Raw genomic sequence first — 13298 nt, forward strand, 5'->3', positions numbered from 1 at the left:
CAGGCTCGCTCCCACAGGTTTTTGTGTTGTGTGTCAGGCCTCGATGCCAAGGATATCCCGCGCTACAGCTTCGGCAATACGAATTCCGTCCACGCCTGCCGACAGAATCCCACCGGCATAACCGGCGCCTTCACCGGCCGGGAACAGGCCTTTGACGTTCAGGCTCTGCATCGATTCGTTACGGGTGATCCGCAGCGGTGAAGACGTACGGGTCTCGATCCCGGTCAGCACCGCGTCGTGCAGCGAGTAGCCTCGAATCTGCTTCTCGAAGGCTGGCAAGGCTTCACGAATGGCATCGATGGCGAAGGCCGGCAAGGCCAGCGCCAGATCGCCCAGAGCAACCCCGGGTTTGTAGGACGGTTCGACACTGCCCAGGGAGGTCGATGGTTTGCCCGCAATAAAATCACCGACCAGTTGCGCCGGTGCTTCGTAGTTGCTGCCACCGAGAACAAAGGCGTGGGACTCCAGACGCTCCTGCAACTCGATCCCGGCCAGCGGGCCGCCCGGATAGTCGACTTCCGGGGTGATGCCTACAACAATCCCGGAGTTCGCGTTACGTTCGTTACGCGAGTACTGGCTCATGCCGTTGGTGACCACACGGTTCGGCTCGGAAGTCGCCGCCACTACAGTACCGCCCGGGCACATGCAGAAGCTGTAGACCGAACGGCCGTTCTTGGCGTGGTGCACCAGTTTGTAGTCGGCGGCGCCGAGTTTCGGGTGACCGGCGTATTTGCCCAGGCGCGCGCTGTCGATCAGCGATTGCGGGTGTTCGATGCGAAAGCCTACCGAGAACGGCTTGGCTTCCATGAACACGCCACGGCCGTGGAGCATGCGGAACGTGTCGCGGGCACTGTGGCCGAGGGCGAGGATCACGTGTTTCGAGTGGATCTGCTCGCCGCTGGCGAGCTCGATGCCGGTCAACTGGCCGTCTTCGATCAGCACGTCGGTGACACGTTGCTGGAACCGCACTTCACCGCCCAGCGCACGAATCTGCTCACGCATGTTTTCGACAACACCGGTCAGACGGAACGTACCGATGTGCGGTTTGCTGACGTAGAGGATCTCTTCCGGCGCGCCGGCCTTGACGAATTCGTGCAGGACTTTGCGGCCGTGGTGCTTGGGATCCTTGATCTGACTGTACAGCTTGCCGTCCGAGAATGTCCCCGCGCCGCCTTCACCGAATTGCACGTTGGACTCAGGGTTGAGCACGCTTTTGCGCCACAGGCCCCAGGTGTCTTTGGTGCGCTGGCGCACTTCTGTGCCGCGCTCAAGGATGATCGGCTTGAAGCCCATTTGCGCCAGCAGCAGTCCGGCGAAAATTCCGCACGGGCCGAAACCGACCACGATCGGCCGTGCGCTCAGATCCTGCGGGGCCAGGCCAACGACTTTGTAGCTGACATCCGGCGCGGCATTGACGTTACGGTCGTCGGCGAACTTGAGCAGCAACTTCGCCTCATCGCGCGCGTTGAGGTCGATGGTGTAGATGAAGCACAGTTCGGAAGACTTTTTGCGCGCGTCGTAGCTGCGCTTGAACAAGGTGAAATCGAGCAGGTCATCACTGGCGATGCCCAGGCGCTGCACAATGGCAGGGCGCAGGTCTTCTTCGGGATGGTCGATCGGCAACTTGAGTTCGGTGATTCGTAACATGACGGGATCCGGTTCGCGAGGGCGCACAACTGCGCCAAAGGCGTTTCACAAACCGGTGATTATAAGCCTCAAAGGCCACTTCCAGTGAGGCTAAAACAGCAGCTCGTCGAATCAGTCGTTGCGCGAGCCACCAAAATACGCACAGCCACGTTGTACCTGGCCGTTGACTCGCAGCTCGGCGCTCATGAACTGAACGCTGCCGCGGGTGCTGTCGACGCAGCGCTGTGGTGCGATCCAGAGTTCAACGTGTTGGTTATTGGCTTCGCTGCTGAGGCTGAAGCGCCCGTCACCGAGTTGTTCTTCCAGAAACGGCAAGGCCAGCGCTGGCTGACCGGCGCGCTCGACCACCATGCCCTTGGTGTTGACCTTGACGTTCCAGTCGGGTGTATTGCCGCTGGCACGCAGGATCAGCCGCTGGAAGTTGGGGTCTTCGCAGGCCTTGGCCGAGCGTTCGACGCGGTATAGCTGCTGCACGTCAAGCTGGGCGCCAGCATCGGAAGATTTGCCAGCGGCAACCCGACCACGCAGATCGGCGAAAACCTTGTGCTGCGGGCCCGCCAGCGTTGCGGCTTCCTGCAGGATGCTGGTGCTGCCGGCGTCATTGACCACATACAGCTTGTTTTCCTGGCATGGCTGAAACACCAGCTTGCCGTCGGCCATGCTCAGTTCGCCCTGCAGGCGAGTCAGGCCTGCGGTGGACGGTTTTTCAGGCTGGCTCTGCAGCAGCTGGCAACCGGCGAATACAGGAAGCAGGGCGACAAACATCAGGGAACGGGCAGCGCGCATCGTTGGGTCTCCAGACAAGTGCCGTCACGTTACTCAGCCGCGCGGGTGATCACAAGGTTTGCGTGCAGCGAGAGCGGTGAAGGGGATTGAGTCGCGCAGCCGCTCATCGCATAGTGACGGCCCATTCTGCGATCCCTGACCTTCGCCATGAATACTCAACGGTTACGCCTGCCTGAACGGCTCTATGCATTGGATGCACTGCGAGGTGTGGCGGCGTTGGCGGTGGTGTTCTGGCATTGGCAGCACTTCTTTTTTCAAGGCGCTGTGCCTGGGCCCTTACAGGTCGAACAGCAGCCTTTTTACAATCAGTTTGCGTTGTTCTATCGGTATGGAGGTGACGCGGTCGCGTTATTCTTCAGCTTGTCCGGGTTCATTTTCTTCTGGCTGTTCAGTCGGGCCGTGGCGTCTCGGGAACTTGGCGGCGGGCAGTTTTTCTGGGAGCGTTTCAGCCGACTTTACCCCTTGCACCTGGCGACCTTCGGGCTGGTGGCGGTGTTTCAGTGGGTGTATTCGCGTTACACCGGGAACTCATTCGTTTATCCCTTCAACGATGCTTATCACGCGCTGCTGAACCTGTTTCTGGCTCCGGCCTGGGGGTTTGAGAAGGGCTGGTCGTTCAACGGTCCGGCCTGGTCTATTTCGGTTGAAGTGCTGCTCTACGCGGCGTTCTTTCTGCTGTTTCGATACTCGCGATACCCCTTGGTGCTGAGTGCTGTCCTGATCGCGATTGCCGGTTACGTGTTTCCCGATCAGTACAAAATCACCTTGGGTGTGTTGAGCTTTTTTTGCGGTGGGTTGGCGTATCGGGCATTGACCTGGCTGCTCGAAAAACTCCCGATTCGGGTGGTGGGAGCGGCGCTGGTGATGGGGTGTGGTGCGGCTTGGTGGGCTTACGATCCTGCGGTAGCCCATCCGCTATTGCTCAAATTCGCGCTGCTGTTTCCGCTGACGATCATGGCCGTGGCGGCGTGTCATCAGGTTCTGGAACCCGTGGCGCGGCGTCTGGCGTGGTTGGGCGACATCAGTTACGCCTCGTACTTGCTGCACTTTCCCTTGCAGATCTGCGCGGCGTTGTTGGCGGACAAGTTTTTCCCAGGCCGCAGCGTGTTTTATCAGCCGTGGACCTTGCTGCTGTTTTTTGCGGTGTTGATGACTGCCAGTCTGGTGTGCCATCGCTGGTTCGAACGACCGATGCAGCGATGGCTGCGCACGCAGTGGCGTGAACGTCAGGTTGGCGCTGAGATGGCCCGTTAAGGCACCTCAACGCCAAGGCGATCAGCCGACGTTGTAGGTCTGGCCGGTCTGCAATCCTTCGACACTTTTCGCGTAGGCCAACGCCACATCGGCGGCCGGAACCGGTTTGAATCCGCGGAAGTACGGCGCGTAACTGCCCATGGCTTCAACCAATACGTTCGGGCTGACCGAGTTGATCCGCAGACCGCGCGGCAATTCGATTGCCGCCGCACGGACGAAGCTGTCCAGGGCGCCGTTAACCATCGATGCCGAGCTGCCGGTACGAATCGGGTCGTGGCTGAGGATGCCGGTGGTGAAGGTGAACGACGCACCGTCATTGGCGAATTCTCGGCCGATCAGCAGCAGATTGACCTGGCCCATCAGCTTGTCCCGCAAGCCAAGCTCGAAGTCTTTTTCGGTCATGTTGGCCAGTGGCACGAAGTTGACGCTACCGGCGGCGCAAATCAGCGCATCGAAGTTACCGGTCTGTTCGAACAGTTTGCGGATCGAAGTGCTGTCACTGATGTCGACCTGGAAATCACCGCTCTTGCGGCCGATACGGATGATTTTGTGGCGCTGGGACAGTTCTCGGTCAATGGCCGAGCCGACAGTTCCAGAGGCGCCAATCAGAAGAATTTTCATCGTGCTGTTCCTTAGGTGGGTGAATGTGGTTTCAGTCTAGTGTGGTTTTTTTGATTGATAAGCGTGCTAATGGGCAACTTTTGGTTTTCAAATGGAAACAATCCATGAGCGAAATGGATGATCTGGCGGCGTTCGCCGTGTTGATAGAGGCCGGTAGTTTCACTTTGGCAGCGCAGCAATTGGGGTGTAGCAAGGGGCAGCTGTCCAAGCGCATCAGCTTGCTGGAAGCACGTTTCAGCGTGGTCCTGTTGCAGCGGACAACACGGCGCTTGAGCCTGACAGCGGCCGGCGCGGCGTTATTGCCGCAAGCTCAGGCGCTGGTGATTCAGGTTGAGCGGGCGCGTCAGGCGCTGGCCCGTCTGAAGGACGATATGACGGGGCTCGTGCGAATGACGGTGCCGGTGTCGTTGGGAGAGACTTTTTTCGATGGGCTGCTGCTGGAGTTTTCCCGGGAGTATCCCGAGGTGCAGATCGAACTTGAGCTCAATAACAGCTACCGCGACTTGTCACGGGATGGTTTCGATCTGGCGATTCGTTCAGAAGTGGCCAACGACGAGCGATTGGTGGCCAGGCCGCTGTTGGCCTGGCACGAGATGACTTGCGCCAGCCCGGCTTATCTTGAGCAGTTTGGTGAGCCACAGACACCTGCGGACCTGATCAATCATCGTTGCCTGCTCAACAGCCATTACAGCGGCCGTGAGGAATGGCTGTATCACCAGCAACATGAACTGTTGCGGGTGCGGGTTTCGGGGCCGTTCGCCAGCAATCATTACAACCTGTTGAAAAAGGCCGCACTTGCGCATGCGGGTATCGCACGCCTGCCGTCTTACTTGCTACAGACGGAACTGGCCGATGGCCGTTTGCGCTGGCTGCTGCGCGATTATCAGACTCGCAGCATGCCGATGTATCTGGTGCACCCGTATCAGGGCGGCCTGCCCAAGCGCACGCAAGTGTTGGCCGACTACCTGATGGGGTGGTTCAAGCGCAGCGGCGAAGCGCTGGATCGGCTTCAACGATAACGCTTGGCGATCAGTTGATCGACCGACAGCACGCCCGGCCCCCTGGCCATCAAGTACAGCAGAATCGCAGCCCAGGTGCCGTGTGTCGGGTAGGCGTCCGGGTAGACAAAGGTTTGAATGGTCAGGGTCATGCCCAGCAGCGCCAGGGCCGAGAAGCGTGTGGCGAAGCCCACCAGAATCAGGATCGGGAAGAAGTGCTCGGCGAAGGCCGCCATGTGCGCCGCCAGCTCCGGGGAGAGTAATGGAACGTGGTATTCGCTCTGGAACAACGGAATGGTCGAGTCTGCCAGACGCGGGATCCCCAACTCGAAGGTTCCGGAAATCAGGTCCACGGCAAAACCCTCGACCTTGGTCTGGCCGGACTTCCAGAACACCGCCGCAATGGAGAAGCGAGCAACGAAGGCAATCAGGCTGTGAGGGATCAACTCGAACAGTTCGATGATCCGTTCAATCAGGCGGGCGATGGCATTCGGGTGTTCTGTGCGGGTGTTCATGGCGATACCTTGTCGTGTTGTAAGTGGATGATGGCGTTGTGGCCAATCAACAGCGCCAGGCACTGGCTCAGGTCAAACGCCGGTGCAACGTTCAGGGCATCGGTCACGGCCTGTCCCAGCGGACGGTTGTTTTGCAGGCTGTGGATGAAGGTCGTTGTGCCGACATCGACGGCAAAGACCTCGACCTCCAGGCCGTTGCGCAGCACCAGCGCGCTTTGCGGGTGATACGGCTCAAGGTTCTCGGGAGGGGCGTCAGCCTGATGGGCTGCCCACAGTGCAACCACGGCGTACGCCGAGTTCAGGGTGAAAGTTGAGGGATGCAGATGAATACGTAGCTGTGCGAGGGCTTCGGGGGCGCCCAACGCCGCAGCAATCTGTGCAGGGTCGACGGCGTTGGCATCCGTTGCGTGATAGGCCATCACTCGCAAGCGTTCCAGGCGTGCGACATCCGCCAGATACGGCACTGAAGCGGCTGGCGAAAAGTGCTCGATGAAGCCTGAAAAGTCGCTGCCGTAATCGTTGATCAGTGGGCTGGTGGGTGCAAATGCCTGTACGTAGAGCTGGGCCATGGCCCGAAAAAACTCCTCGCCGACCAACTGCGAAACCACCGGATAACTGTCGGCCAAAGCGTTGATCAACGAGCTCTGCACGTTATTGCGATACACCGCGAAGCGGCTGGCCGGATCAGCCCCATTGGCGCTGAACAACCCGTTAGGGCAGGGCCGTTGAGGATCAAGCAGGGCGGCGGCGAAATCGGCTTGAGCGCTCATCGGTGAACCTCGGTGTAACCCAGCAGCTCATCGGCCTGACGGGCCTCGGCGTGCAGCACGGAAAACGCCGGTAGCTGATTGTCGCGTTCAATCAGCGTGGCCATCGGGCCGATGCGTTCCAGAACGCGCGCGTACAGGGCCCACACCGCGTTATCGATGGGGGCGCCATGATCGTCGATCAGCAGGCGATCGCCGAGGCTGTCGGCGTCTTCGGCAAACCCGGCCAGATGAATCTCGCCCACTGCGTGCAGCGGCAGTGCGTCGATGTAGGCCAATGGATCGCGCTGGTGATTGATGCAGGAGACGTAGACGTTGTTCACATCCAGCAGCAAGCCGCAGCCGGTGCGGCGGATGACTTCGCAGATGAAGCTGGCTTCTTCCATGCTGGAGCGCTGGAATTGCAGATAAGTCGCTGGATTTTCCAGCAGCATGGGACGTTTCAGATACTGCTGGACCTGGTCGACATGTTCGCAAACACGCTGCAGTGTCGGTTCGTCATAGGCCAGTGGCAGCAGGTCATTGAGAAACACCGGGCCGTGGCTCGACCAGGCCAGGTGTTCGGAAAAGGATTGGGGTTGATAGCGTTCGATCAGCTTGGCGAGCCGGGCCAGGTGTGCGGTATTCAACGGGCCTTCGGCGCCGATGGACAGGCCGACGCCATGCAGCGACAGCGGGTACTGCTCGCGGATCAATCCCAGGTAGTGATGAAACGGGCCGCCGGCCACCATGTAGTTTTCGGCGTGGACTTCGAAGAAGCCGATGTCCGGGTGAGTACCAAGTACTTCGCCAAAGTGCTCGGTCTTGAGCCCCAGCCCCGCGCGGGGCGGGAGCTCGGACGCCAACGCCTGAGTGTGAGGATGTACGTTGTGCAGCGATGAAGTGGACATCATCAACACTCAGGCAGAGGGGGGATTACGACTTGGCTTTGTAGGCGGCCAGTTGACCGAAGCCGGTCGGTGAGGTTGGGCTGGCAGTCTTCTCGCAAGTGCCTTTAGGTACCAGCTTGAAGTGGTTGCTCTCGTAGTCGACTTTTGAGGTGCCGGCACAGGTGGTGCCAGCGCCTGCGGCGCAATCGTTCTTGCCTTTCATGGCGACGCCAAAGCATTTTTCCATGTCGGCGGCTGCGGCATGGGCGGTGGTCGGCACAGCCGCGATGCTCAAGGCAGAACCCAGGGCCAGGGCGAGGGCGGCGGCGGACAGGGTGCGAGTGGTAGCAGTCATGATGTTTCTCCAGTGGTGGGCTTGGTCAAGAAAGCGTTTGTGCTTACTTACCCTAGTAGAGAAAGGTCATTCGGGTTCGTTACAGCGCGGCAAAAAATAATTGGTTCGCACAAAAAAATGTGGGAGCGAGCTTGCTCGCGATGAGGGCCTGACAGTCAACATTGACGTTGCCTGACAGTCCGATATCGCGAGCAAGCTCGCTCCCACACAGGCCGCTTTTTACTGCAGCAGTGCTTAACCGCCCAGATACGCGTCGCGTACTTTGGGATCGGTCAGCAGGGCTTCACCGGTGCCTTGCATCACCACCCGGCCGTTTTCCAGCACGTAGGCGCGGTCGGCGACTTTCAACGCCTGGTTGGCGTTCTGCTCTACCAGGAACACCGTCACACCATCCTTGCGCAGCTGTTCGATGATGTCGAAGATCTGCTGGATGATGATCGGTGCCAGACCCAGCGACGGCTCGTCGAGCAGCAGCAGCTTGGGTTTGCTCATCAGCGCCCGGCCGATGGCGAGCATTTGCTGCTCGCCGCCCGACATGGTGCCGCCGCGTTGATTGAAGCGCTCCTTGAGTCGCGGGAACAGCCCCAGGACCTTGTCCATTTGCTCCTGGTAATCGCCCTTGTCGGTGAAGAACCCGCCCATGGCGAGGTTTTCTTCCACGGTCAGACGGGCAAACACCCGACGACCTTCCGGGACCACGGCGATGCTCTTACGCATGATCTGCGCAGATTCCTGGCCAACCAGTTCCTCGCCCATGTAGCGAATGCTGCCGCTATGGGCTTGCGGCGAACCGCAAAGAGTCATCAGCAGAGTGGACTTGCCGGCACCGTTGGCACCGATCAAGGTCACGATTTCGCCCTGACGGACTTCGACGTTGACGCTGTGCAGGGCCTGGATCTTGCCGTAGAAAGTGGAAACGTTTTCGAACTGCAGCATTTACGCTTCCCCCAGGTAGGCTTTGATTACTTCAGGGTTATCCCGGATCTGCTCCGGTGTGCCGTTGGCCAGAGGCGTGCCCTGGTTGATCACGAAGATGTGGTCGGAGATGCTCATGACCAGTTTCATGTCGTGTTCGATCAGCAGCACGGTCACGTCATGCTCTTCACGCAGGGTGCCGATCAGCGCCTTGAGGTCGTCGGTTTCCCGCGGGTTGAGGCCGGCGGCCGGCTCGTCGAGCATGAGGATGCTTGGACGGGTCATCATGCAGCGGGCGATTTCCAGGCGGCGCTGCTGACCATAGGCCAGGGTGCCGGCCGGACGGTTGGCGAACTCCTTGAGGTTGACCTTGTCGAGCCAGAACTCGGCGTATTCCATGGCCTCGCGTTCGCTGCGGCGAAATGCCGGGGTCTTGAACAGACCGGCCAGGAAGTTGGTGTTCAGGTGGCGGTGCTGGGCGATCAGCAGGTTTTCCACGGCGGTCATTTCCTTGAACAACCGCACGTTCTGGAAGGTCCGCACCACGCCTTTGCCGGCGATCTTGTGGCCAGGCAGGCCTTCGATCGCTTCACCGTTGAGCTGGATGGTACCGGCAGTAGGCTGGTAGAACCCGGTCAGGCAGTTGAACACGGTGGTCTTGCCGGCGCCGTTAGGGCCGATCATCGACACCACTTGTTTCTCTTTCACGCTCAGGGCGACGTTATTGACCGCCAGCAAGCCGCCAAAGCGCATGCTCAGGCCATCTACTTTCAGAATCTCTCTGCTCATTTACGCAGCTCCATGTGAGGACGTTGCATGGGCAGCAGACCTTGTGGACGCCAGATCATCATCAGCACCATCAGGGCGCCGAACATCAACATGCGGTATTCGCTGAAGTCACGCATCAGCTCGGGTAACAGGATCATCACGACAGCCGCGAGGACCACGCCCAACTGTGAGCCCATGCCGCCCAATACCACGATGGCGAGGATGGTGGCCGACTCGATGAAGGTGAACGACTCCGGCGTGACCAGCCCCTGACGCGCGGCGAAGAAGCTGCCGGCGAAACCGGCGAAGCAGGCACCCAGGGTGAAGGCCGACAGCTTGATCACGGTCGGATTCAGGCCCAGTGCACGGCAGGCGATTTCGTCTTCGCGCAAGGCTTCCCAGGCACGGCCGATCGGCATGCGCAGCAGGCGGTTGATCACGAACAGCGCGAACAGCGCCAGCAACAGCGCAACCAGGTAGAGGAAAACCACCTTGCTGACCGGGTTGTAAGTCAGGCCGAAGAACTCGTGGAAGGTCTGCATGCCTTCGGCGGCCGTTCTATCGAAGCTCAGGCCGAACAGCGTCGGTTTGGGAATGTTGCTGATGCCGTTCGGTCCGCCCGTGAGGCCGGTCAGGTTACGCAGGAACAGACGGATGATCTCACCGAAGCCCAAGGTCACGATCGCCAGATAGTCACCGCGCAGACGCAGCACCGGGAAACCGAGCAGGAAGCCGAAGGTTGCCGACATCATCCCGGCGATTGGCAGGCAGATCCAGAAGCTCAGGCCGTAGTAGTGCGACAGCAGCGCATAGCTGTAGGCGCCCACTGCGTAGAAACCGACGTAGCCCAGGTCGAGCAGACCCGCCAGACCGACCACGATGTTCAGGCCCAGACCGAGCAGCACATAGATCAGAATCAGCGTGGCGATATCCACCGCACCGCGCGAACCGAAGAACGGCCAGACCAGAGCGACGACGATCAATCCCATGATGACCCAGCGCTGGGTGCTGGGCAGGGTCAGGAAGTGGCTCGCGCTAGCCGGGATCAATTTACCTCTGGGCACGGAGCGCATGGCGGCCGTGTATTGTTGGTCGAATAGCACGCGCAGGAACATCAGCACCGAGCAGGCGGCGATGATGATCAGCGTGGAGGTCGTGGCACCCAGCACTTCGAGGTTGATGCCGGCGATGGACAGTTTCAGACCGAGTACCGGGTACGCCACAGCCCAAACCAATAGCGCGCTGAAAAGCGCCTGTTTAAGATTCCTGATCATACTTTCTCAACCTCCGGACGGCCCAACAGGCCGGTTGGCCGGAATAACAACACCAGAACCAGAAGGCCGAAAGCCACCACGTCCTTGTACTGGTCACCGAATACATCGGCGCCGAAGGCTTCGGCCACCCCCAGCACCAGACCACCGAGCATGGCGCCCGGGATGCTGCCGATGCCGCCCAGAACCGCCGCGGTAAAGGCCTTGAGGCCCACCAGGAATCCGGCGTTCGGGTTGATCACGCCGTACTGCATGCTGAGCAGTACAGCCGCCACGGCCGCCAGGGCGGCACCGATGACGAAAGTCAGGGCGATGATGTTGTTGGTGTTGATGCCCAGCAGGTTGGCCATCTTGATGTCTTCGGCACAGGCCCGGCAGGCACGTCCCAGACGTGAACGCGAGATGAATTGGGTGAGGCAGAGCATCACCACCAGGGTCACCACGAACACCAGGACCTGCATGTAGGAGATCAGCACTTCCTGTGCGCCGCCCGGACCGAAGCTGAAGCTGCCCGGAATCAGGTTGGGGATCGATTTGTCCTTGGAATCCTGCGAGAGCAGTACGGTGTTTTGCAGGAAGATCGACATACCGATGGCCGAGATCAGCGGGATCAGGCGGTTACTGCCCCGCAGAGGGCGGTAGGCGATCCGTTCGATACTGTAGCCGTAGGCACTGGTGACAACGATGGTCGCCAGGAATGCGGCGGTCATCAATAACGGTAGAGAATGGATACCCAGCATGGCCAGTCCGGCAAGGACGATGAAGGCCACGTAGGAACCGATCATGTAGACCTCGCCGTGGGCGAAGTTAATCATTCCAATGATGCCGTAAACCATCGTATAGCCGATGGCGATCAGGGCATACGTGCTGCCAATGGTCAGACCATTAACCAGCTGTTGGAAAAAGTGATAGATCTCAGGCATTACAGCGCTCCTAAAAACCTGATACGCATTTCACTGGTGGAGTCATTTTCCCGCTCAGGCCCCGAGGATCTGCATCCACTTCGGACGTGAGGTTTGCCAGCGAACCGCTGATGACGGTTTTGAGATTTTCAGGTGGGGAGGCTTCCGGATCACGGAGGCACGGCCCATTACCTCGTAAAACAAAGCCCACGGCACGCCGTGGGCTTTATTGGCAGTCAGTCAGGCAGCGCCTTACTGAGGCGAAGCTTCGGTTTTAGGTTTGCCGAAGTGCCACTGGTAGACCACGAACTTGAAGTTCTTCAGGTCGCCCTTCTCGTCGAACGACAGGTCGCCGGTCGGGGTCTTGAAGGTGCCAGAACGGATCGCCGCGGCCACTTTGGCAGTGTCTTCGCTTTTGGCCGCGGTGATGCCGCCGGCGATGACTTCAACAGCCGAGTAGGCCGGGAACACGAACGGACCGGTCGGGTCCTCCTTCTTGGCGGCGAACGCTTCAACCAGAGCCTTGTTGGACGGGTCCTGGTCGAAAGACTTCGGCAAGGTCACCAGCAGGCCTTCGGAAGCGTCCTGGGCAATCTGCGAGATGGATTCGTTGCCGACGCCTTCCGGGCCCATGAACTTGGCGTTCAGGCCTTTTTCCTTGGACTGACGCAGGATCAGGCCCAGTTCCGGGTGGTAGCCGCCGTAGTAGACGAAGTCGACGTTGGCTTGCTTGAGTTTCTGGATGATCGAGGAGAAGTCCTTGTCACCGGCATTGAGGCCTTCGAACACGGCAACCTTGACGCCTTTGGCTTCGAGGGTTTTCTTCACGGCGGTGGCGATGCCTTCACCGTATTGCTGCTTGTCGTGCAGCACTGCAACGATTTTCGGTTTTACGTGATCGGCAATGTAGTTACCGGCGGCAGGACCCTGGGCGCTGTCCAGGCCGATGGTGCGGAACACCATTTTGTAGCCACGGTTGGTGATGTCCGGGCTGGTGGCAGCCGGGGTGATCATGATCACGCCTTCGTCTTCGTAGATGTCGGACGCTGGCTGAGTGGAGCTGGAGCAGAGGTGACCGACCACGAACTTGACGCCGTCGTTGACCACTTTGTTGGCAACGGCAACGGCCTGTTTAGGGTCGCAGGCGTCATCGTATTCCTTGGCTTCGAGCATCTTGCCGTTGACACCGCCCTTGGCGTTGATCTGCTCGATGGCCATTTTCGCGCCGTTGAACTGCATGTCGCCGTACTGGGTCACTGGACCGGTTTTAGGGCCGGCGATGCCGATCTTGATGGTGTCAGCTGCGAACGAATGGCTGGCAACCCCGGCCAGAACCATAGCGGCAAACAGTTTGGAAATCTGCTTAGTAGCCTTATTCATAGTGCTCCACTCTTACTGTTGTAATTTTTATAGTCCTGGCGGCCTGAACCACAGAACCGGATCGATATCTTGGATATCCTCCGGAAATGCCCCCGGCAACTGTACCGGTACAGTGTAGAGCGCCGGTTGTTCGCTTGGAAAGCTGGCGCTCAGGGGCAAAGCCTGAGGGTGTCGCATTTTTGAAAGAAAAAGACAGAATTGCGGCGGGATTTTGGCTGGGTAGTGGCCTGATTCAGCGGCTATCCCTGGC

The 13298-nt window shown here is 59.5% G+C and carries 14 protein-coding genes; 2 read left to right on the forward strand and 12 right to left on the reverse strand.

The features are described 5' to 3' along the window. Positions 1–33: 33 nt before the first annotated feature. Complete coding sequence (locus tag NTD87_RS13635) at positions 34–1647, reverse strand: NAD(P)/FAD-dependent oxidoreductase (protein ID WP_262114464.1); 1614 nt, start codon at positions 1645–1647, stop codon at positions 34–36. A 111-nt stretch (positions 1648–1758) separates the two neighbouring features. Further along, complete coding sequence (locus tag NTD87_RS13640; protein WP_262114465.1) at positions 1759–2433, reverse strand: COG3650 family protein; 675 nt, start codon at positions 2431–2433, stop codon at positions 1759–1761. Positions 2434–2580: 147 nt separating this feature from the next. Between NTD87_RS13640 and NTD87_RS13645 the strand changes: the two genes are divergently transcribed. Next, entirely contained in the window at positions 2581–3687 is a 1107-nt protein-coding gene (locus NTD87_RS13645; RefSeq protein WP_262114466.1) for an acyltransferase family protein, read from the forward strand. 21 nt (positions 3688–3708) lie between these two features. On the opposite strand, the gene NTD87_RS13650 is transcribed toward NTD87_RS13645, so the two are convergent. Further along, positions 3709–4308 carry a short chain dehydrogenase gene (locus tag NTD87_RS13650; protein WP_262114467.1) on the reverse strand — a complete coding sequence of 200 codons (600 nt, stop codon included), beginning with the start codon at positions 4306–4308 and terminating at the stop codon, positions 3709–3711. Positions 4309–4412: 104 nt separating this feature from the next. On the opposite strand from NTD87_RS13650, the gene NTD87_RS13655 reads away from it, so the two are divergent. Further along, positions 4413–5327 (forward strand): LysR family transcriptional regulator, encoded by a 915-nt coding sequence (locus NTD87_RS13655; RefSeq protein WP_262114468.1) that lies wholly within the window; start codon positions 4413–4415, stop codon positions 5325–5327. Here the strand turns inward: NTD87_RS13655 and NTD87_RS13660 are convergent. The 9 genes from NTD87_RS13660 to NTD87_RS13700 all read right to left on the reverse strand — a co-directional run bounded on the left by NTD87_RS13660 (position 5318) and on the right by NTD87_RS13700 (position 13048). Continuing rightward, on the reverse strand, positions 5318–5821 hold the full coding sequence (locus NTD87_RS13660; RefSeq protein ID WP_262114470.1) for a DoxX family protein: 504 nt from the start codon (positions 5819–5821) through the stop codon (positions 5318–5320). The two genes, NTD87_RS13655 and NTD87_RS13660, sit on opposite strands and share 10 nt — an antisense overlap. After that, a complete protein-coding gene (locus NTD87_RS13665; RefSeq protein WP_262114471.1) occupies positions 5818–6591 on the reverse strand; it encodes a DUF2063 domain-containing protein in 774 nt (257 codons plus the stop codon). Before NTD87_RS13665 ends, NTD87_RS13660 begins: the two co-directional genes overlap by 4 nt. Next, positions 6588–7481 carry a DUF692 domain-containing protein gene (locus NTD87_RS13670; protein ID WP_262114472.1) on the reverse strand — a complete coding sequence of 298 codons (894 nt, stop codon included), beginning with the start codon at positions 7479–7481 and terminating at the stop codon, positions 6588–6590. The genes NTD87_RS13665 and NTD87_RS13670 overlap by 4 nt, the downstream gene beginning before the upstream one ends. Positions 7482–7503: 22 nt before the next feature. Then, the gene (locus NTD87_RS13675; RefSeq protein ID WP_262114474.1) at positions 7504–7812 is read right to left on the reverse strand and encodes a DUF2282 domain-containing protein; all 309 of its coding nucleotides are present in this window, start codon (positions 7810–7812) and stop codon (positions 7504–7506) included. Between the two features lie 234 nt (positions 7813–8046). Further along, complete coding sequence (locus NTD87_RS13680) at positions 8047–8748, reverse strand: ABC transporter ATP-binding protein (RefSeq protein WP_262114475.1); 702 nt, start codon at positions 8746–8748, stop codon at positions 8047–8049. Beyond that, on the reverse strand, positions 8749–9516 hold the full coding sequence (gene livG, locus NTD87_RS13685; RefSeq protein WP_262114476.1) for a high-affinity branched-chain amino acid ABC transporter ATP-binding protein LivG: 768 nt from the start codon (positions 9514–9516) through the stop codon (positions 8749–8751). After that, positions 9513–10769, reverse strand: coding sequence for a high-affinity branched-chain amino acid ABC transporter permease LivM (locus NTD87_RS13690; protein WP_262114477.1), 1257 nt, complete (start codon positions 10767–10769; stop codon positions 9513–9515). Before NTD87_RS13690 ends, livG begins: the two co-directional genes overlap by 4 nt. Further along, positions 10766–11689: a high-affinity branched-chain amino acid ABC transporter permease LivH gene (gene livH, locus NTD87_RS13695; RefSeq protein WP_262114478.1), complete on the reverse strand. Its 924-nt coding sequence runs from the start codon at positions 11687–11689 to the stop codon at positions 10766–10768. Before livH ends, NTD87_RS13690 begins: the two co-directional genes overlap by 4 nt. Before the next feature lie 231 nt (positions 11690–11920). Further along, complete coding sequence (locus NTD87_RS13700; RefSeq protein ID WP_262114479.1) at positions 11921–13048, reverse strand: branched-chain amino acid ABC transporter substrate-binding protein; 1128 nt, start codon at positions 13046–13048, stop codon at positions 11921–11923. Positions 13049–13298: the final 250 nt, after the last annotated feature.

Source organism: Pseudomonas sp. 6D_7.1_Bac1, assembly GCF_025465945.1.
Classification (GTDB): domain Bacteria; phylum Pseudomonadota; class Gammaproteobacteria; order Pseudomonadales; family Pseudomonadaceae; genus Aquipseudomonas.